Raw genomic sequence first — 22950 nt, 5'->3', positions numbered from 1 at the left:
TTATTTTTTATTAAGCCAAAATTTTTCTATTGCCTTTAAGGATTTTCCTTTGGTCTCGGGTAAAATTTTAATAACTATCCATACCGACGGGATGGTACATAGGGCGAAAAGCCAAAATGTGCCATAGGGCTTTAAATTTTCCAGCAACCAAGGTACCAATTGACCTATTACTGTTGCGCCAATCCATAAAGCAAAGGTGGCTATAGACATAGCAAATCCCCTAATATTGGTTGGATAAATCTCTGATAATAATACCCAAACCACAGGACCGAATGAAAACGCAAAACACGCTACAAATGCTAGTATAAAACCAATGAGTAGATACGGACTATTTACATCTAAATAAAACAAAATACCTATAGCGATGAGTGAAATTAAAATTCCAGAAATGCCAAAGAGTAATAGTTTTTTACGCCCAAACTGATCTATTTTCCATATAGCAATTAGTGTAAAAAGTACGTTTACTATACCTATAATTACTTGTCCTCCTAATGCATCTCCCAGTTGCAATCCAGCTTCTTCTAACAGTCTAGGTCCGTAATATATGACTGCATTTATACCGCAGAGTTGCGTGGATAACGCTAAAATCACCCCAACTATCAAAGCTGTTTTAAAACCTCCTTCAAATATTGAGCTTATTTTAACTGTGGTTTTATTGGTGTTGTTAAATAACTGCAGTTCGTTTTTTGTTTCATTTTTGCCTACTATTTTAACTAGTATGCTTTCGGCTTTATCTACTTTACCCTTACTTAAGAACCAACGCGGACTTTTTGGTATAAAAAACAAAAGCACTAAAAATAAAAAAGCTGGAATGGTTTCGCTACCTAACATGATACGCCAGACTTCTGAAACAAACACTTTTTGTACACCTTCAGAGGCGTCTGCAAGTCCATTGGATTCACTAATATCTAAAAACCATGCATTGGTAAAATAGGCTACCAAAATTCCCAGAGTAATGGCAAATTGGTATAAGGACACCAAACTCCCTCTAATTTTTGCTGGTGCAATCTCTGAAATGTATAATGGAGATAGGATAGATGCTAAACCAACGCCGATACCACCTACTAATCGATAGGCGATAAGCATTTGAAAACCTTGAGATATCATACAGCCAAATGCCGATATGCCAAATAAAATTGCTGATGTTATTAGCATTTCTTTTCTACCGTATTTATCACTTGAAACACCAGCTATTAGGGTACCAGTAATGGTACCTACCAGAGCACTACTAACATACCACCCTTGTAGAACTGCATCCAATTGAAACTGCTTAGTCACTAAACTAATGGTACCAGAAATAACTGCGGTATCAAAACCAAATAGAAAGCCTCCTAAGGATGCTATAAATGCTAATTTATAAACAATGGCTTTATTCATTCAAAAAACTTCTATTTCAACTTAATTAAACAAGAACAACTTTTTTTTTCAAACATCCGTGTTTTTTTAGACGAATAACCTTTATACGTTCGCTAACAACAGTAATAAATGGCTTTTCTTTCTAAAACACTTGTTCTATTGATTTAAGGTAGCAATAATACCTTTTATGTAACCAATAGTAAAAGCTCTACCACGTTCTTCCCAAGACACATCGCCAATCATTTTTGGCACGTGTCCCGGCATAATCATTCCTTTATAGCCAACTTCTTTAAGCTTTTTCAGCATCTTAACAGGGTCATAATACCCAGGCATATCCACAAACACTTCATTTAATTTGGTATCATTTACCAATGAGTTAGATACCGTTTGAAAGTGCACGTAAATTAGCTTATCCTGTTTAGCAAAATACTCGGTAACCTCATCTATGTTTGCTCCCATGGCAGAAAAATTACCTAGGCAATATTGTAATCCGTGATTTTCACTTTCTACCATAGACATGGCTTTTTTATAGGCTTCAAAACTTCTAAAAAGTTGTGGTACGCCTGCCAAACTTGGCACGGGTGGGTCGTTGGGATGAAGCGCCAGAGTTACCCCTGCTTCTTCGGCCACTGGTAAAACTCCCTCAAGAAAGTACTGGTAGTAGTCCCACATTTCTTCTTCTGAAAATACGCGTCCGTGAGACAGTGGCGCTCTTTTAAAATCATCAAGGTCTATGCTCATAGATTGAGCTCCACCACGAATTGGAAAGGTTGTTGATGAGCGCCAAACCCCTGTTGGAGTCCATCCATAACCTAGAACGGGAATGCCTGCAGCACCCATATTTGCTATGGTTTCTTGTACATGCTTTAGCTGTTCTTCCCTACCAGGTTGCCCCATCATTATTTTGTCGTAGAAGGAAAACGGCATGTTTTCCAGAGCCAAAAATCGGATACCTGCATTTTCAACTGTTTTGCGAAGCATCAAGAGGTCTTTATATTCCCATTGGTGGTCTCCTGGAAGTGGCAGACTGTCAAAATTGGTATCGATAAGATTGTTCCTGTACATATTCAGGATAATTTCATCTACCCCTAATTGCTTAATTAAAGTTAGTTTTTCTTCGGTTGGGTGCATAAAGGACCCGAATCCTGGGCGCATTGGCAAATCCTTCCACTGCCCCGTTTTTAAAAGTCGTTCCATATTAATTTAACGCTACACGTATTATTTTTTTATTGAATAAGTTTCGCCATAAAACTTTGTAGTTTCCAGTTGACCATTTTTATAAATAGAAAATGTTTTTTGTTCTAGCTGAATGCTATAGCTATTGTTGTTCCATTGCACATTTTCTAACAAAGCTTCACCAATATCCTCGTGGTTATAGGGTTTTATGGATAAACTGTTTTCCTGAATGTTTACGCCAAAAGTCCCAAAAATAATAGCCTCCATTCCAGCTCCAGCCGCAATTTGTAATGGCATTGATGAACGGTCTGCCTCTGGAGCATCAATACGTGGATTTTGCGGGAGGTATGGAAAATGATCTATGTATCGCATGTTGCGTTTTAAAACATCCCATCCTTTACCTGCAAATCCTTTTTGGTATAGATTTCGTGAAATACGCCCTGGCATGCCTGCATATTGGCCACCGCCTCCCCAGTCTGAATCGATTAAATCCCAGTGTACGCTATCACGACGAGCTATAGAATACACTCCATATTTCCCTAAAAATTCACCTTCTTGTAAATGACTAACTAACTTGTAAGCCTGATGATCTGGTAAATAATCGGTGCCTAATAAATCGAAAAGGTGGTAAGTCCAAATGGTGCCTTTGGTGCCATCTGGATAATAATTATCAAACCACCCCAATTCTTCATTCCACATATACTCATCAACCAAAGCTTTTAATTTTTCAGCGTCTTTAAAGAATCTCTTTTCTAATTTACTTTCATTTCTTTTCTTCGCCCAATCGGCCATGGTGTATAACAAATCGATAGTTAGTGTATTGGTAATAGGCACTGCATGATTATAACCATCGGTACGGATTTCAATAATTTTTTCGGTATTATAACCAACATCAATCAATCCTAAGTCATTGGTATAGTTGGTCTGTAATTCATCTACCCAAGCTTGCATCCATTGCCAAACGGTTTTACCAGCAGCTTTTTCATCAAAAATGCTAAAATCATTAGTATGCCTTAAATAGGCTTCAATCATAATTTGAAGTGCAAAAGGCTCCTGAATGTAGAGTATTTCCCAATGTGCTCCATTCCAACCTACATAGGTTTTTTTGAGTTGTACTTGCTCAAAATCTGTGATGATGGCGCCTTTTAAACTTTCGGGGTCTAACATGGCAAGAACATCAGAGGAATATGAATTATCCCAGCTAATGGTATATGGCCAAGTACCTACTGCCCAAAATACATCAGTTATATAATTTGGGTTTTCGTAACGACTCATCATTACAGATAGTAAACAACGGTAATAATACTCTTGTAGTTGTTTGTTAGAACTCGTTAAAACTGGCATTTGTTTGTAAGCCCAAGCTAGCATATCGCGGGTCTTTTTATCTGCCTTTTCCATACGCTCCTTAATGTCAGCTTGATACACTTTGGGAGCGCCATTTTGCGGTTCGTAAAACTTAACCGCAAAATAATAGGTAGCTGTTTCACCAGGAGCAATACTAATTTCAAATCCTTTTTCACTAGTTTCCTTTATGGAAGAAGAAACACGGGCATGGGCCATATCACTGCCTATGGTATAGGTATCAATTTGCTTCGATTTTGTATCACCCTGTTTAAAGTGACATACCATATGTTCTGCTACCTGATTGGGTATAATGGTCATGTTTAAATCTTTGGAATTTCGATTGGTTAATTTTAGTTTAATAAAAACCTCATCGTCTTCAAAAGACACACTGGTCCAGCTTTTTGCAGAAAAACTCACCCATTTTTGGTTATACTCTTTATGAAAAGTACCTGTTCGCATATATTGATTGGGTTGCCATTTTTCATCTTGCGTTACCATTATTGATGGTGAATTAGGGCGAAAATTACACCCAAGAGGATCAGGTGCGGCTCCATCATCAATCCATGATTTCCATTGAATCGGCACATCATCATTAATTATTCTATCTGTGCCTTTGTCATAGAAATTCAGATTAAAATTGTAGCGTGTAGATTCTATTGGTAAAAACCATACATTGGTAAACTGAGTAATACTGTACTGTCGTGGTGATACAAAACCACGGTAATTGACTAGCAGCACTTGCTCATCGTCAAAAGTCATATCTTCCCTGTCCATGGCATAGTATTCTGGATTGGCAGGGGTTAATTTTTTTTGACCCCAAGCGTTCTGGTATAAAACGCTCAGTAACACAACTATTAAAATTTTTAAGTGCTTCATATTAATTATTATTTCACTGTTACTAATTACATTCCTAATATATCAGACCGAAGAATTGACTCTCCTTTTTGATCTAATATCAATAATTCATTTATCCTAACTAGTCCTGCTTGATTTTCTCTTCCACCTTTAACAGGCAATTTATCTTTATCAAAGTAAATCATCACACCATCAACCAATAACGGTTCATCAAATGTTACATGAAATTTGTTTCGGATTTTCTTGTCGGGTGTATTGGTAAATTTCACTTCTTTTACATTCTCTCCATTACGCACAAATACACGGAATTGGTCGTGAATTGGGAAAATATCACCATTATCGGAAATAACGGTCAATCCACCAACAGTTTTTAACTCTCCCAAGTTAACACCCAGCCAAACATCTTTTGGTTCTTCTTTAGTATTACCAAATTGTTTTGAAACCCAACCACTGTAATAACTGCCATCGGTTGCTTTTAGTGAATTAAAATGACCATTATAATCAGACTGACTAATATTTTGATTCACGTTCACGAAACGACGGTATCGATAAGCCAATTCTTTGGTGTTTGCCTTATAAACCTCTACATTAATTACACTAGCTTCTGTAATTTCGAATGGGCCAGAATACTTTTTAGCTTTGCTTGTATTTGTTCTGGTTTCAGTAGAATAATACATATCGTATCCTGGTTCACTGCATTCAATGGACACTTTAGCTTTTGGTCTGAAAGTTTTGAATTCTTTCGTTGCTATGTATTCATGCTTAATTTCTACAGGTATTTTTTCCATATAAGCATATGCCGCATCAGAATATTCGCCCACATTTCCACTATTATCAACTGCAGCCACTTTGTAGTAATAAGCTGTATTTACTTTAGCCGTTTTATCCTCGAACATCTGTCGGTTTAATTCAGAATTACTGTAGGTATAATGAAAACTGAATGTACCTTCCGAAGGAATAAGAGTGTTAATCAGGTTACTTTTATTGGGAACAAAATCGGCAGATTCACCTCTGTGAATAAGGTATTTGTCTACGTCTTTTTCAAAATTGGAATAAAACCAAAGATTAATAAAATCTTCGGGAGCTAATGGCGAAACATGTACTGTATAAACACCTTGTACTTTATTTGGTTTGGCATCGGCCTCCTCTGTTTTTAGCGTAGTACATTTAATTGTTTGTGAAGCAATACCTCGGTTATTAAATTCATCAACAGGTTCAACTTTGTAGTAATAGGTTGTATTAGGCTCTACTCTTTTATGTCTTCCTCCAGCATAGTCTAATACAGTTTTATCTAAATACGAAGTTCCTTCTGAATAACCTAAATAATTAAGCGCATTCAACTTAAAATCAGGGCTTTTGCTGCGATAAATATTGTAAAAACTAGAATTATCACCCTCCCAACTAAGCTTTACTTCTTCATTTGAAACAGCCAAGGCAGTTACATTACTTACAATAGGTTTTTGAGATGGCTCACTTAATAAACGAATGTTTTTTATACCATGTCCGTTTATATTAAATTCTACTTCGTTATTTGAAACTGATATTTCTTCTTCATCATTTTCCAACAGGTTTAAAACAACTGCTTTATTAATGTCCTTATTTAAATTGAGTTTCATTTTAACTTTTGAATCTTTACCTGCCAGTTCAAAAAGACGAACAACCAATCCATCGCCGTTGGCTTCTGCCTTTTTAAGGGTACTAATCACAACATTATCTTTATCGGTAGATAAGAATGATTTTTTAGACGGAAGTTTACCCTCTTTATTTTTTTCAATGTACTGCGAAATAATTGGGTTTGAAGTTTCCCAAGCAAACTGGTATGCCTTTCCTCCTTTCCAGTCGCCAGAATGACTGCGAATAGAAAAGGTATAATTTTTAATACCTGGCTGATCTACCTTTACGTTGGTTTGGAAGAAATTATTCATCAAGTACAAAAACATGTTGCTGTTTTTTGGTTTAACAATCTCTTCTTTAGGACGACGCCCGTCGTTGTTCCAATATACTGGACGAGGATAACCATAGTTGATACAGTTGGTTTCGATGGTAGAAAGGGTTACACCAAAGTTATCGTTAGAAGCATCTGCAAAATGTTGAATAGCATAGAAAGCAGACTCCGAAGCTTCAAATTGCAAATCTTTGTTACCAGGCTGAGTAACTGCTCCAGACAATTCATGGTGGTGTTGATAGTCTGGCACCGAAACAGGTATTGCACAAAAAGCAGCCTCTTTCATGTAACGGTTCCAACCACCAGTAAGCTCTTCTCCATTCGATAATTTATCTACCTCTAGAGCAAAATCAATTTTCTTTATTTTATGGTGAATGTAAACCACTAACTCAACTTTACCTGTTAAATAAGCATCTTGACTAATATGAATCTCATCCAACACTGCTCCTTTGTAGTACTTTATGCCAGTAAATTTCGTCTTCTTCCATTCTCCACTAAAGTGGTCGTAGTGAATGTATTCTCCAAGGGCATATGGAGAGGTTTTATCAATAATGTTTTTATCTAACTGTTTATCAATTACATCAGAAATAATATTTTTTGTTCTATCAATCGAAATTTGATAAAAATCATTTTCTATAGAATTTGCCTCACTTATTGATGAACTACTGTACCCCGCTTTTTTAGTTTCCTTAATAGTGTAAGATTTATATCCCATTGAAGGAATATTTTCGGCATAAAAAGCAAATCTACCATCTTTTAATTTTTGTACCTGTATTGGCTTTTTTGTATCGGCATCGATAATCTGAAAATGTTCAAACGGCAGCTTACTAGCTTTAAAATACACCAACTCATCACGTTTCCAGTTTAGAGGATTGTAAACTACCAATGCACTTTTTTTCGATTGAATTTGCGACCCAAGTTTTTGGAGAGAAACACTTAATGCCTGCTCGTTTATATCAATGGCTTCGTCTACCAATTTTTCGTGCATTACATTTTCGGTTTCGTAATATTTATGATTTCCCCCGTCAATAGCACCATTGGTGTGCTCGTGATACATTATAATACGGTTATAAGCTTGAAATAATTCCTTTTCTGGATATTCCCCACCCAATGTCATAGCTATACTGGCCAGTTTTTCGGTGGTAGGAATTTCAGAACTAGCTTTACGCGCTCTTGCCAACAGGTTGGCATCAATAATTTCCTGATCGTTCCAACTATCGGGCGCATCTTTAGCTGTTTCCTGAATCATGCCTGGTTTCAACTGCTGAGCAATATCATCGAAATAGGAGCTTATTACTGAACATCTAAATTTAGGATATTCGTATTTTGAATTCCACTCTTTAATATTATTGGCATTCTGCATTGATGGAATGGCAAAGTCGTGACTATCGTAAGCCAGAATGCAATCAAACTTCCAGTCTAAATCTACATGGCGGTTAATTAAATACGAAACACCATCTAAATCCCATTTGGCAATTTTATTAGGAGAGTAGTATGAATCGGCTTTACATAATGGGGCTTTCTCATTGTCTCCATCGGTGCTCAACCATCTAAAAACAGGTTGATCTATCATATCCTGCAAGTTGTTAGGGTGGTTACTACCATGCATAAAATAAGGGATATCTGCTTCTTTAAGATATAAAGGCCATGTACGGCTAACACCTGTGACATCATTTATTAAAGCAACTTTAGCGGGGTCAATATCCAGCATGTCTTGCACGTAGCGGTTAGGAGTGTAAAAACTACGTGCCATCATTTCGTACCCCACCATTTGCGTAGAGATGGTGTTATGGTTGGCAATAATTTCAATACGTCCTTCCTGTATTCTACGTTCAAATTCTTTAATCTTTTCTGGTGTTTGCTTAGCCATCCAGCGAATGAGTGCTTCACTAGTTTCTACATTCCATCTAAACTGGCTGTTTTCATCCCAACCATCAGTTTTGCGGCAATAAACAAGAGCTGTGTCTATTTCACTTTCACGAACCGCTTTTCTTAGGTTTTGATAGTAGGTGATAAAGCCTAAATCATGATGTGAAACAGCAGCATAATAAACTTTCCACTTTTTTTGTGGCTTCCAAATAAGTGTTTTTTGTGCTACAATTTTACCTCTGCTATTTAACAGTTCTAAGTTAACTTTAGTTGCCTTATTTATATCAGCAATCATAATATCATGCACCGAACTACCTTTTTCCAGAGTGCCTAAATCTTGGTAATAAGCCTCTAAGCCTTCTACCTCAATTTTTAGTTTTATTGGAGTTTTGTTTGTTTTATTCTCAATACTAAGTTTAACTAACTGTTTTAGAGCTTCTCCTTTTTCTACTTTAGGAAAAAATGGTGTTGGTTTTACACCTATTATTTCAATTTTAGAGTTTTGAGCACTTAATGAAAGGTTTAAAATTAGAACAACTAAGATGAAAAGATTTCTCATAATTTTCTTTTAAAATTTATACTTATATAGATTAATTTTAAAAACCAGACAAAAATATCTCAGTTTAATAATGCATTTGAATTAGCTAGCGCACCAATCCTATAGCACTATATGAAAGGAATAAATAGTTTAGTGGTTTTTAATAGACTGAATAATAAATTTTATTCTCTGTAAAATTAAGCACAATAAGAATACAATTATGATATTAAAATCACTAATAATGAGCCAATATTAACATTAGAGTTTAGCCGGTTTTTTGGGGTTCTATTTTACCTAAGCATTAACTTTTAAAAATTGACTTGGAGTAAGCCCATTATTCAGAGCTTTAAACTTTTTATTGAAATGCTGAATGGTAGGAAAGCCAGAGTGTAGTGCTATAGTATTTATAGATTCTTTATTAGAATCTAATAAAAGTCGTTTTGCATAATTAATACGATATTCATTTAAGAAATCAAAAAACGTTTTTCCTGTTTTTTGTTTAAACAAACGACAAAAGGAGGGTTTGGTTAAGCATGCTAAATCTGCCATTTCTTGTAGGGTTATTTTATCTTTAAAATGTGTTTCAATGTAGTTAAACACCTTATTTACTAATCCGTGGTCTTTCCTTGTTAACTGTGGTAAATATCCTGGGCTAGCTAATAATTTATAACCTTCAGCTTCTGTTAATTTAAATAATAAGTTAAATACAGATATCCATCTTCTGAGTCCTGTTTTATCATTAATTTCCAGAAATAGAGGTTTAATTTCTTTACTTGTTTTTTGAGAAAATGATATACCTCTTTGTGCTAGTGCAAAAAGCCTAATTAAGGGTTGTAACTCTTGAGCTTTTTTAAACATATTATCTATCATATCTGGAGGAAATTGAAGTGTAATACGTATACTTCTATTAAATTTTTTATTTTTAGCAGAAGTCTCTGTGCTATTATTTACCCACATATGAGGCAAATTTGAACCTACCAAAACTAAATCTCCAGCTTTATATCTAGATGTATGATCTCCTATATATCTTATCCCCTCACTTTCTAATATTAATGTTAATTCTAACTCAGGGTGGAAATGCCACGGCATATCAAAATTAGGTTTATCCAAATATGTACACCGAAAAGGAGTTTCTTCATCGAAAAGAATTTTGTAAAATGATGCTTTCATTCTTGAGTATTAACGTATTTTAAAACTTATCTAAAATTAAATATAATTATGCTATTATTGACACATTTTTAAAACATTCAACTAATTAAACTTATTAAGTTTTAATTAAAAAATATTTATCATTAAGGCTCCATAGCATAATATTCATAATAGCTAATTTAAATAATACATCTTTAAAATGAGCAAGTTAGTATTATAGCAACGAGTTTTCTAGATTGAACTTATTTTAACATTAAGTCTATTAGATTAAAAGTTAAATGAATTGAAAAGAATCTAATTTGAATAAAATTTACTATCACTCGGTATAATTTTACTTTTACTTTTACTTAAATCAACACTAAAATTAGTACTTGGAGCTCCATTTAAAAACCTTTTGAAGATTATACAGAATTGTAAAAAGTCATTTTCTATTTCTGAAGGCTCATTAACCTCTTTAAAATGAATTAAGTAAGAATTTATAATGCTTCTATAGTTTTCAATATTTTTTTCTCCAATATCATCAAATGCCAAGACATCTGCAGAACGTAAGCGGTACAAATCGAACAACATATCAAAACTTGTCCAGTCATCAAAATCTTTTAAAGCTGTTTCTTCAATTGACACAAACTCAGCAACACTTTTTTTATTTAGGCCTAGTAAAAATTGGGTAAACGGCATGTTCCATTCGTTTTCTAAAAACCTATTATTAATTAGTCCTTTTAAATGGTTTTGGGTATAATCCTTATAGTTTTTCGCCTCTAAAATAGTAGAATCCCATAATGCTTTCTCATCATTATTTTTTAAAAAGGCATATTCTTGTTTGTAAAGTGGGAATAGTTCCTTAAATCTAGGAACGGAATCTATTACTATAGTTTTAATTTCAATCTCGTTAGATGAAAATGTTGCAATTTTATACGCAGGGATATAAGCGGCTAACGAAGGTATTTGCACATTTACCAAAGTACCTAATTCAAAGGCTGCAACACCAGTATCATTTATGTGCATATGACCTCCAAAATGTACCTTAACACCCGCTTCTATAAATGCCTTGGCCACTTCGTTTTGAGGAACACGATGGAGTTGCATTTTATCTTCTCCCAATAGCATTCGTATATGTTCTGAGGCTCCGTCGTTAAATTCTACCGTTGGGTAATGACTGAATACAACTAGCTTTTTATTAAGTCTTTTTGCGCGTTTAGTAATGGTTTTTATCCACTTAAAAAGATGTTTTTTATGCGTTAACACATTATTATAGCCAATACTTGCGCTAGAAAAAGTGTTTTCATCTTTGGGGACATACACGTTAGCATCAATAGCTAAAAACCAAATGCCTTCTGCTGGTTCTACCAAATAACTTACATCTGGAATTTCAGATCCATTGGGTTCCATTTTATACTTTCTATTATCTAATTCTGCTTGTTTTGCAGCGTCTTTAAAAGTATAATCTGAATAATTATAGTTTGAAAAAGGACTTTCCCAGTACACATCAGTTTTCTTTGGAAAAAAACCAAAGTCCCTTAATTCTGAAAGAATTTCGGTATATCCTAATTTGGCGATATCTTTTGTGAACACCGGTTTTAATTTAGAATTGTCTTTTGAATTGAATGCTTTTTTCGAACTAAAAATAGCTTTTTGTTGGCCTCCTTCTCCAAGAAAATCTTCTTTACCAGATTCTTGATAAAATGGACGTACAGGATCGTGATTGCCCGTGGTTAGAATAAATTTAATGCCATGATTTTTTGTGTAACTATCTAGTATACTTTTTAAACCTTTAATATTGAGCATTTGGCCATCATCACTAAAATCTCCTGGCAATACCACATATTTTATATTCCGAGAGACTACATTATCTAAAGCGGCCAAAAATGCAAAATAATTTTCGTTAAATAGTCTTGTAGATTGCAATTGAGATTGCATTGTTCTGGCTAAGGTATATTTGCCTGTTTGCGGATTTAAAACACCTTTATAATTATTATCTGAAAAGCTTCCGTAAATATCTTGTAAGTGCACATCGGCCATAAAGGCTACTTGAAAACTTTTATTGTCTTTCTTTTCTAAACAAGAAAATACAGATAGTACAAAAAGTACGAATACAATAAGTTTACGCATATAATATTACATTTTGGTTTCTGGTGGAAATGCATACGAAGTTTTCCAACCTCCTAAATCTATTAAAATTTGGTCTAACATTACTCCAGGATCTACCATCCAGATCTTTAATTTGTGCTTTCCTGACGTGTTTACTATTTGCTTAACGGATTTAACCGATGCATTTTTTAACACATTTTGTTTCCAAGTTTCACTTCTGCCAAAGGTTTGAAAATCGACTATTACAGGTTCTGCATTGTCTATAGCCACTGCACAACGCACACCTGAATTATTATTAAAAGCATGTGTAGGAACAGCCTGCAAAAACACATCTACCTCCCCAAAATTAAAGGTATAAAAATCATACTCCAAAACAGGGCTATTTTGTTTTATAGCCTCAACACGAGTTTCAGAAGTTGCGCTTCGCGGAAGAGCTACGCTAACATTTCCTGTATAGCCTAAACCACTAAAGGTAGTCCATTCAGCTTCTTTTCCTTTAGTTTTTCTAGTATAATTTTCAGCGTTTATTGATACAAAACCTTTGTCTTCAACAAAACCTTTATAATCTTCTAAATTCTTAAATTTTGGGTTGAAGACTGAAACACCAAGCGTTGTAGTTTTGTTTTTTGTTATTACATCTATGGCCGAATTCACTTTGTAGCTTGGTGGTATTAGCTGGTAATCATGCCCTAACGGAGCTTCCTTTTTATTTTCGCCTTGTGGTACTTTATCCCAATCTATAGTAACCCAAATACGCTCTTCTAATTGGTTTTTATCTAATTTCCCGGAGGTTTTAGAAAGTATAATCCAATCGGCTTTAGGTTGTAATTCCCACTCCAATTCGCCTTGTCCCTTTAAGAACACATCCATATAGTACTTATTTTTAGTATAAGCATTAAACACAGGAAAAACATCGGCATAAGAGTTTATAATCTCATTATTTACCTCCATTTGATACCCCTCTATGGCTATACCCAAAGTGTTATGTTTTTCTGTTAAAGGAATGGACGCTGTAGGTTCTGCAAACACAGGTAAGTGCCTAGGCGACATGCTCATGATGTGCTTCCATTTACCGTTTTGAAGTGTGTTGTTAAAATAGTCGGTTTCTTTTTTAATAGTTTTGTAAGCCTCTAAAGATTTCGATGCAAAATCCTTAGCACTCTCTCGTCCTTGTGAAGCCACAAACTCATTTTTATAACTGTAAAGCCATTTTAAATTTAAGTTTGATGCGCCAACAATTGGGTAATAAACTAGCTGATAAAATGCATCTGCTCTGTAACTGGGAATAGTTTGCTTTAACTGTTTTACTTGGTCTATCAGGTTTTCGTGCGCTTCAATTCTCTTAAAAACCTCATCACAATAATGATACTGAGTTAACTCGGTTTTACCCGATTTAGTAACGGGTTCTACTTGACTCCAAGCCATAAATTCTGGTCGGCGCTGAAATGCTAATTGGTTATAATCAAACATTAAATTAGTAATAGCTTCTGCATTACTATTCCCAAATTCTCTTGCGCTCCAATTTATATGATGTTTTTTAACAGCATCGTTATTTTTAAAAGCATCAATATGCCAAGCCATATCCAAAAACAATTCTATATTGTACTCATGAGGTTTGATATCACCACAATTTAAAATCCAGATATTTTGCGAACCAAACTCATATGCTTTAGTCATTTCTTCCCACATTAAAACGGGGTTTGTAGAGTTCAACCATAAATAGTCATGAGGTCTTCCCCAATACGATGTATGGTAATAAACACCAGCACCACCACTACGTTTTTGCTCTTTGGCATTACTTAACTGGCGCATGTAACCGTAGTTATCGTCGGTCCAAACCAAACTAACATCTTCTGGTAAATTCAATCCACTTTGGTAGTAATGCAACACCTCTTTGTACGGCACAAAAGCCTGAGGTTTTATAACACCTTTTTTAGAATTTGTTTTTAGAATCTTGCGTTGATCTGTTATAACCTGTTCTAATAGTTTTACTTGCGATTGGGTATCATCTTCCCCAACAATCATAGGAGAATCGTGTTCTCCACGCATACCAAGGGTATAAATACCTTCAAAATTTGCAGTTTCTTTAGCACGCTTTTTGAATAACGTTTTTATAGATTCTGAATTGGTATCATATCTATAATCGCCCATAATATCATGATTCCATTCTGCATTAATGTTACATAACATAGGCTCTGCATGTGATGTACCGATAACTATGGCATAATCGTCTGCCACTATTTTATTCTGCGGATAATGGTAAAATGCTTTGGTACATTTATGCATTGCAGGCCAAATGGTATTGGCACGCAAACGCAGTAAAAGTTCAAATACTTTAGCATAAGTTTTTGAACCAATATCGCCTGTTTCTGGTTCATAATTTAATGCCGACCACCGTTGCAATCCCCAATCTTCGTCATTTAAAAAGATGCCACGGTATTTTACTGATGGTTCTCCATAAATTTTATTTTCTATATGAAGCACTATATTTTCCTGCTTTGTTGGGGTAACATCGGCCCACCATTCCCACGGGGAAACACCTATCATTCTAGAAATTTCTAATAATCCATAAGCTGTTCCTCTTCGGTCTGAACCAATAATAACTAAAGCTTTCTCGACATTTTGTGAAGGTTTTTTTATAACTTGAATACTATAAGTTTCCCATTTGTTTTTAATTTGAGAAACATCCATATTGTTTTTTGAAACAATTTGATTAATGTATTTGCTTTTTCCTAATGTTCCTGCTATAATTTGATATTTCGCTTTTTTTTTATTGATTACCATATTTTTTCCTGAAACTTGTTTAACATCGTTTGATAAGAATTTAGAAGCTAAAGCAACAACTTTAGCATCTTTTTCATCAATGGTAATTGATGCCATGGTTCCGTTTTCAACTATTGGGAACTTGATAGTTTGCTGACTCCAAGAACTTATACAAAAAATCAAAAACAGCGCAGTCAAATATGTATATTTCATTTAAATGGTTTTTAAGAGTTCTGGCTTCTCGTTATATAATTTTAAAATTAACTCGCCAAATAGTGTATTTGCCCAAGCAAACCATGATCTAGAAAATTTAGAAGCGTCATCTTTATGAAACGTTTCGTGTATAAAGCCTGTACCATCATGGGTATTCATCAGTTGCTTAATACACCAAACAATTTCGTCATCGCTATCGCTAGTCATCGCCCTTAAAATAATACCCATGGGCCATATGGTATCTAATCCTGCATGTGGACCACCTTGCCCTTCTCCTGCTTTTCCTTTAAAGTAGTAAGGGTTATCATCACTTAAGAGATAAGCCCTTGTATTTTTATATACCTCTAAATCGTAATACCGCTCGTTCATTAAATATTTCATTGCTATTAATGAAGGAATGTTTGGATCATCAATAAATACTTGATTTCCAAAGCCATCTACTTCATAAGCATACACTTTTCCGTAATTTAAATGTTCTGAAATGGCATACGTATTTACAGCCTGTAATACTTCTTCTGAAAATGATTTACATTCATTTGAAAATGAATAATTTTTTAAAACATTGTTATAAATTTCACTTAATTGCGCTAATGATTCTACGGCAAATAAATTAGACGGAATCAAAAATGGATACATGGTGCCATCATCTGAAGGTCTAAAAGCAGAACATATTAACCCTACTGGTTTTATTGGCCTGCCTTTTCCGCTAAATGGTGCTGTAACATTTTTATTTCGTCTAACACGCTCAAAATAATAAGGCGTTTCTCCTTGTTTTCGCTGCTCTGTTCTTAAGGTATTTACAGCTAATCTCATGGCTTTGTCCCAATCTTCATCAAAAATTGAGGTATCTCCAGTTTCTTTATAATATCCGTAAGATAAACGAATAGCGTAGCACAAAGAGTCTATCTCCCACTTACGCTCATGAACTCCTGGCTTGGGTGTTGGCTTATCATCTTTCCATTTGGTCTCTCTCGCAACATCTTTATAAAATGCATTGGCATAAGGGTCTAGCAAAATGCATTTGGTTTGCCTGTTGATTAAACCTTTGAAAAGGTTTTTTAGTTTTTTATCATTGTTAACCAAAGGTAAGTAAGGCCATACTTGAGCTGTAGAATCGCGCAACCACATGGCATCAATATCGCCCGTAATAATAAAGGTATCTGGTTTATTATTTATAAACTCGAAATCTACGGTAGTATCCAAAGTATTTGGAAAGCAATTTTCGAACATCCACGCTAACTCTTCGCTACGTATTCCTTTTTTTACTTTTTTTATAACCTTCTCAACTTCATTACTTACAAAAGTTCGGTTGTTTAAACTTGGTCTGTTTGACACGTACTTTTTACTTTGAACCGCCCATTGCATAGCTGAAGCCGAACCTATAACCAAACTAGTAACTGTTAATGTGCCTTGTTTTAAAAATTTACGTCTAGTACTCATTATATGATTTTTTAAGACTAATTTACACCCCATAATTTGTTAGGTGTTGCACCTAAAACTAACTCTAAAGTACCTCCTTTAGCTATTTCAGAATAATCTATCCACGATCTATTTATCTCCTTTCCATTTAACTTAGCAGATTGTATATAAATATTCTCTTTTGAGAAATTTTTTGTAAATATCTGAAATGTTTCAACCGTTGTATTCTTATTTGTTAAATTGATAGATACCTCCTTAAAAATAGGCGTACTAATTTGATATTTTGTATCTCCTGGGCATATTTGATATAAACCAATTGCGCCAAGATTATACCATGCAGACATACAACCAAAATCGCCATCCATTTCTTCTAAAAATCCATCGGGTGTATCTTTATAGATATAATCTGTTATGGGTGTTTCAAAATACCCGTGAGTGCCGTATAGTTGGGTGTTGGGTTTTGTTAACAATCTATTCATCCACTTTTGAGTCAGCCATGGGGCTCCTGCTCTATTAAACAATAAAGGGGCATGCAAATCTATTTGGTTACCTGCAGTGTATAAATTGTTTTCGAAAAAATAATTGAGTGAATCTATGAACGAATTTTTCCCTCCCATGGCTTCAACCATACCATCTACATCGTGTAATGCATTCCACCTCCATTGCCATTTAGTACCTTCGTATGTGTACTTTTCACGATTTTCTCGTGGGTCTTTTGGGAAATCTAACCAATTTCCATCTTTATCTTTTGCTCTAAAAAATTTGATATTATAATCCCACGTATTTTTCCAATAATTTGAACGTTTATTAAAATAAGTAAAATCTTGATCTTCACCCAAATGTTTTGCTAATTTAGCTAAACACCAACTATCCCAACAATATTCTCCTGTTTGGTCTGGTCTTTTGGGAATATAGCCAATATCATCATAGCTTTCAGGCATTTGCAATAAAGCCTCATGTTTTAAATGTGGGTAAACTTTCTTTATATCTAAGACATCATGATACAACCCTTTGAAATAAGCATCGGTCATAACCATAAGCATATGTTCATGTCTTACAGTACTAAAATTACCATAACCATTTTTACCATTAGCTCTAAATAAAGGAGAGTTATGTGGTTTGTGATTACTATTAGGAAATGGATCCCAATTATCCGCTTGCTTATAAGTATCATAAATAGAACTCACTATATCCGAATACACGTCTGGGGCAAACAAACTATAAAGAGGATACTTGGTTCTGAAAGAATCCCAAAAAGCAAAACCATTATAATATTTATAACCTTTAGCCTTATGTAATTCTAGGTCAAAACCTTTATAAGTTCCATCAAAATCAGATTGTACAATTGGTAAAAAACATGTTCGATACAAAGCGGTATAAAATATTCTTTTATCTCTATTATTTTCGCCTTTTACATTAATTGAAGACAATTGTTTTTCCCATGAATTGGCTACTTCATCTTTCACCTCTTTAAAATCCCAGCCTTTACAGGTTGCTTCTAAATTTTTTCGAGCACCATCAATTCCGGTAAAAGAAAGACCTACTTTTACCATTAAAGGGGTATTTAAATTTCCAAAAGAACAGATAATAGCTCCTGTAGATTGTGATTCTAATGCAACAACCTCATCAGAAAGCTTTTTTACTTCCATTAATGGATGACTAAATTTTGCAACGAAGTATATTCCTCCTTGAACATCCAACTCACCCTCCAAGGTTGTTTCATCTATTTGTTTGAAAGTTATGATTTGATTAAAATCTATTTTTCCAGCTGAAAAAAGAATTTTAGCTGGACTATTTTCCTTAAAAGAATACTTATGGAAGCCCACGTAGGGTGTTGCTGAAAGCTCTACTCTTATACTATCATTGGTAAATAACACACTATAATAACCAGGACTAGCTTGTTCTGTTTTTTTATCTATAGCTTCAATAGGCGATGCTAGCCAACTACTATCTTTAACCAAGGAGAATGGCATTAACGACACAAGCCCTGCACGATCATAAATATGTCCGCCTCCCGAACTTCCTGTTCTTAAATGACTAAAACCACGAACACTAGTATCGGCGTAATTATAGCCTGAATGAGCCCAATCTCCATCCCCTGTTAAACTACTAGGGTATGTATCTGGACCTAATTTAACCATTCCAAAAGGCGATAATGCCGACGGATGCCAATGCCCATGATCACCCTCCGTACTTATAAACGGATCAACATAGTGTAATACATTAGGTTCCTGCACTTCTTTTTTCGTACAACTATAAAAAACTATTGTAATAAGTACAATTTTAAGATATTTCATAAAATATCATGTATTTTATTTTTCCATAAATAGCTCTAAAACACCACCATTTACTAACTCTTTATGAGATATTGTAAACATTTCAATTTCCTTGTTATTAAATATCGCTTTATTAACTCCTGAATTAGAAGCCCTATTATTTGTCATTTTAATTTGCAAAGTTTCACCCGTATAATAGTCTGAGTGTAGTTGAATAGTTACTTTATCAAAAATAGGGCTACCAATTTGATACTCTGGATTTCCCTCTGTACCACCATTTACTTGAAACAGCCCAATTTTCATTAATACAGCAAGGCTTCCCATTAGTCCTTGGTCTTCATCGCCATTATATCCTGTTGAAGGAGATAAACCGCCAAAAACTTTAGAAGTAACTTTTCTTGACCAATATTGGGTTAAATCTGGTCGACCTAATTTATTGAAAATAAAGGCTGTTTGAATAGATGGTTGGTTACCATAATTTATGGGGATTTTACGATATTCTGGATGTAATTCTGAAGCATGAGATGTCCCAGATGTAAAGTTTAATTGCTCTGCTTCTTTAAATTGAGTATTTAATTTTTCAACAGCCTCTTTTTTGCCTCCCATAAGTTCAGCAAGTCCTTCATAATCGTGTGGCACAAACCACGTAGATTGTGCACCGTTTGATTCTATAAAACCTTCTTCATAATTATATGGGCTATACTCTTTTTGCCACTGCCCTTTTATGTTTTTGGGTTGCATCCAGCCTTCTTCATTTAAAAGCGTCGCATAATTTTTAGAGCGCTTCATGAAGTAGTTATAGTCTTCAGTCTTATTTAGTTTTAAGGCTAATTGAGCTAGTGTCCAGTCTTGATAGGCATATTCTAAAGTTAAACCTGCACCATCTTGATGCCCGCCAAACTTTCCTTTCGGGTTAGGATGTGGCACAAAGCCTTTTTCCATGTAAAAGTCGAGTCCGCCACCTATATTGGTTTTATGCTCGTAACCCGCTTTTTCCATGATACCACCTTCTAAATGATTTTTCTTCAAAGCATCATAAATATCTTCTAGATTTTCCTTCAAAATACCTTTTTGAATCGCGCTAACAAAAAACGGTGTGGCTGGTGCGCCTGTCATAACGTAGGTGTAATTTCCACCTGATGGTCCTCTGGGAACCAAGCCGCCGTCTTTATAATATTGAAGAAAAGACATGGCAAACTCCTCATAAATATCGGGGTATGCTAATCCCCAAAGGGTATTTAATGTCCATTGCGCTCCCCAAAGTGCATCAGAATTATAATGATTAAATTTTGGTTTTCCTGAAGCATCCAATGGCAATTGCCCAATCTTAAATTCAGCACCTGTATTATCTGGATATGCACCATTGACATCACTAATAATACGTCTGCCTTGAAGCGCATGCCATAAATCTGTATAAAAACGTCTGTGTTGTTTTTCGGTATTGCCTTCAACCTTTATTCTACTTAATAACGAATTCCAATGGTCTTTAGAATCTTGAACAACGGTTTCAAAATCCCAATGAGGTAGTTCTGTTTTTAAATTTAACTGAGCATTCTCTTCTGAAGTATATGAAATAGCCACTTTCATTAGCAAAGGCTCTTTTAAATTGTTAAAATGCATTAAATAGTTCCCCGTTTCTTCATCTTTTTGTAAAGTATTTACAGATGCATTGAGTTCTATTTTAAAAAATATCTTTAGTGCTTTTGGTCTTCTGTGGGTTGGTGTTGCCACTACCGAACCTACAAATTCTTTCTTATTAATTTGGCGCAGTTTTCCTTGGGCATTATCTGATGGACCGAGCACAGTATTTAAATTAAAAAGAACCGCATTTTTGGTGTTTTCTGGAAATGTATATTTGTGAAAACCTACGCGTGTAGTACTTGTTAATTCTGTTTTGATATGGTAACGTTCTAGTTCTAAACTATGATAACCAGGAGTTACGACTTCGTTATCATGACTGAATTTTGAATAAAAGTCTTTAAAAACACTATCGGTATTCGCATCAGAAAGCGTTACAGGCATAACCGACACCCCCGATATTTGCCATCCATGTATATGGCTAAAGCCTTTTATAGTATCGGTTTTATAACGGTAACCACTGCCCCAAGCGCCATCTATTTCATTATCTGGACTTAGATTTACCATACCAAAAGGACGGCTTGCTGATGAAAAAAAGAACCACCTTGAATTTTCAGTATCTAAAGTAGGATACACTAAACTAGTATAATCTACGAGTTTATTTTCTTTAATAACAGATGTTTCTTTCTTGTTCTTTTCACAAGAAAAAAACATTAATAACACCGTGGTTACTGCGACTATATAATTTTTCATACGTTTATTTAATAATAAGACTATTTTCTTTTATGTTATCACTAAACACGACATTTTTGTGCTCCTTAAAAACAAATTGTTTTTGTGTTGCTTTTGGTACATTAACAGCATTTAAGTGTGCTCCTTTTACATTATGAAAGACAAAAGCGGGTCTAAAATCGGGATTTTCTAATTGTAATTTTACATTTTTAAAAGTGATATTGTTGGTGTGTTTTACATAAAATGCCCACGCTGGCAATTCGCCAAACATTGAAAATTCTGGATAGTCTTTTATTTTTTCGGGAACCTGTTCTAATCGGCTTAACGGCACATAGGCCATCCCTTTTGTAGCTCTTCCCGGATAAGTAATCTCTACATTTTCAATAGACACATTTTCAATACTATGCCCTGGTATACCAACAATGGAAGAAGGAAAAGGATTGTGAAAGAAATCTACCTCTGGCCCTCTTAAATCATAATCAATATCGGGTCTTCCAAAAGGCACTTCAACCTTGATGTCTGTTAAATAAATATTTTTAACACTTCCGGGGGCTTTTCCGCCTCTATGCCCAAGACGAATAAAAATAGCATTCCCGGTGTTTTTAGCTATAATGTTAGATACTTTAATATTCTCAATATCACCCCCATCAACACTTTCAATAGCTATGGCAGATCTAAAGGTATCAAAAACCTCAATATTTTCAATAGTTACATTTTTAAAACCACCATATGATGCTGTGCCAAATTTTATGGCGCTTGCACTACTTTTTATTGTGCAATTAGCTATGTAAATACTGTCATTATAAAAATTAGGAAAATAAGATTTAAGGCAAATACCATCATCGGCTGAATTTACATCGCAATTGGTAATTTGCACATTTCTGCAATCGGTAATATCCATACCGTCATTATTCCAATAAGCTCTGTTAACTATTTTTAAGTTATCTAATTTTAATTTTTCACATAACTCGAATGACAATCCCCAACAGGATCCATTTTGAAGGTTTAAGTCTAATATACCTACATTTTTACACATAGAAAATCTTAACAACTTAGGTCTTGCCGTTTCGTTGGGACGCATGCGCCTGTAGTTATATTTTGGATCTATGCGTTCTCCTGAATGATGCAAACTATCTACCGCCAGTGCTAATTTTCTGCCTTGACCATCAATTTTACCTTCGCCATAAATTTTAAAATTATTGGCTTTATAAGCTACTAAAAATGCCATATTAGAGTAATCATCTCTTTTTGGCGATTGGGGTCTGTCTGGCATTGGCACATCTTTATAATGGTAAGGATTGGTACTCCCTAGCAAAACAGCATCTTCTTTTAAATAGAAACTTACGTTAGATTTCATTACCAAACTTCCAGAAAGATATTGTCCTTTAGGAAATACTAGGGTACCGCCTTTATTTTCATGAACCCGATTTATTAGTGTCTGTATGGCTATTGTATTTAAAGTTATACCATCTCCAACCACATCAAAATCTGTTACCAAGTATTCCTTGTTATTTGTTTTCTTTTGGTATGTTTTTTTTACTTCAGCATCTACTGGTTTTGTTTTGGCAACATCTTTACAAGCTCCAAAAAGAAACATCATTACAAAAATGCAAAAAACCGAAGTATGACAACTTAATCTATATTTCATA

The 22950-nt window shown here is 34.6% G+C and carries 11 protein-coding genes; all 11 read right to left on the bottom strand.

Going from position 1 to position 22950, the window contains the following annotated elements; genetic code table 11:
• On the bottom strand, positions 1-1377 hold the full coding sequence (locus tag BWZ22_RS09850) for a sugar porter family MFS transporter (RefSeq protein ID WP_076699700.1): 1377 nt from the start codon (positions 1375-1377) through the stop codon (positions 1-3).
• A 135-nt stretch (positions 1378-1512) separates the two neighbouring features.
• Positions 1513-2553, bottom strand: coding sequence for a mannonate dehydratase (locus BWZ22_RS09845; RefSeq protein ID WP_076699699.1), 1041 nt, complete (start codon positions 2551-2553; stop codon positions 1513-1515).
• Positions 2554-2574: 21 nt separating this feature from the next.
• On the bottom strand, positions 2575-4752 hold the full coding sequence (locus BWZ22_RS09840) for a hypothetical protein (protein WP_076699697.1): 2178 nt from the start codon (positions 4750-4752) through the stop codon (positions 2575-2577).
• A 26-nt stretch (positions 4753-4778) separates the two neighbouring features.
• On the bottom strand, positions 4779-9104 hold the full coding sequence (locus tag BWZ22_RS09835) for a glycosyl hydrolase-related protein (RefSeq protein ID WP_076699696.1): 4326 nt from the start codon (positions 9102-9104) through the stop codon (positions 4779-4781).
• Between the two features lie 273 nt (positions 9105-9377).
• Complete coding sequence (locus BWZ22_RS09830) at positions 9378-10253, bottom strand: AraC family transcriptional regulator (protein ID WP_076699694.1); 876 nt, start codon at positions 10251-10253, stop codon at positions 9378-9380.
• 273 nt (positions 10254-10526) lie between these two features.
• Positions 10527-12341 (bottom strand): metallophosphoesterase, encoded by a 1815-nt coding sequence (locus BWZ22_RS09825; RefSeq protein ID WP_076699693.1) that lies wholly within the window; start codon positions 12339-12341, stop codon positions 10527-10529.
• 6 nt (positions 12342-12347) lie between these two features.
• Positions 12348-15296: a glycosyl hydrolase 115 family protein gene (locus BWZ22_RS09820; protein ID WP_076699691.1), complete on the bottom strand. Its 2949-nt coding sequence runs from the start codon at positions 15294-15296 to the stop codon at positions 12348-12350.
• The gene (locus tag BWZ22_RS09815; protein ID WP_076699690.1) at positions 15297-16736 is read right to left on the bottom strand and encodes a glycoside hydrolase family 125 protein; all 1440 of its coding nucleotides are present in this window, start codon (positions 16734-16736) and stop codon (positions 15297-15299) included.
• Between the two features lie 17 nt (positions 16737-16753).
• The gene (locus BWZ22_RS09810; protein ID WP_076699688.1) at positions 16754-19012 is read right to left on the bottom strand and encodes a GH92 family glycosyl hydrolase; all 2259 of its coding nucleotides are present in this window, start codon (positions 19010-19012) and stop codon (positions 16754-16756) included.
• 15 nt (positions 19013-19027) lie between these two features.
• Complete coding sequence (locus BWZ22_RS09805) at positions 19028-21322, bottom strand: GH92 family glycosyl hydrolase (protein ID WP_076699687.1); 2295 nt, start codon at positions 21320-21322, stop codon at positions 19028-19030.
• A 4-nt stretch (positions 21323-21326) separates the two neighbouring features.
• Positions 21327-22949: a glycoside hydrolase family 28 protein gene (locus tag BWZ22_RS09800; RefSeq protein WP_232225133.1), complete on the bottom strand. Its 1623-nt coding sequence runs from the start codon at positions 22947-22949 to the stop codon at positions 21327-21329.
• Between the last annotated feature and the right edge of the window lies 1 nt (position 22950).

This window comes from Seonamhaeicola sp. S2-3 (genome assembly GCF_001971785.1).
Classification (GTDB): Bacteria; Bacteroidota; Bacteroidia; order Flavobacteriales; family Flavobacteriaceae; genus Seonamhaeicola.
This window is presented reverse-complemented; position numbering and strand designations above follow the sequence as displayed.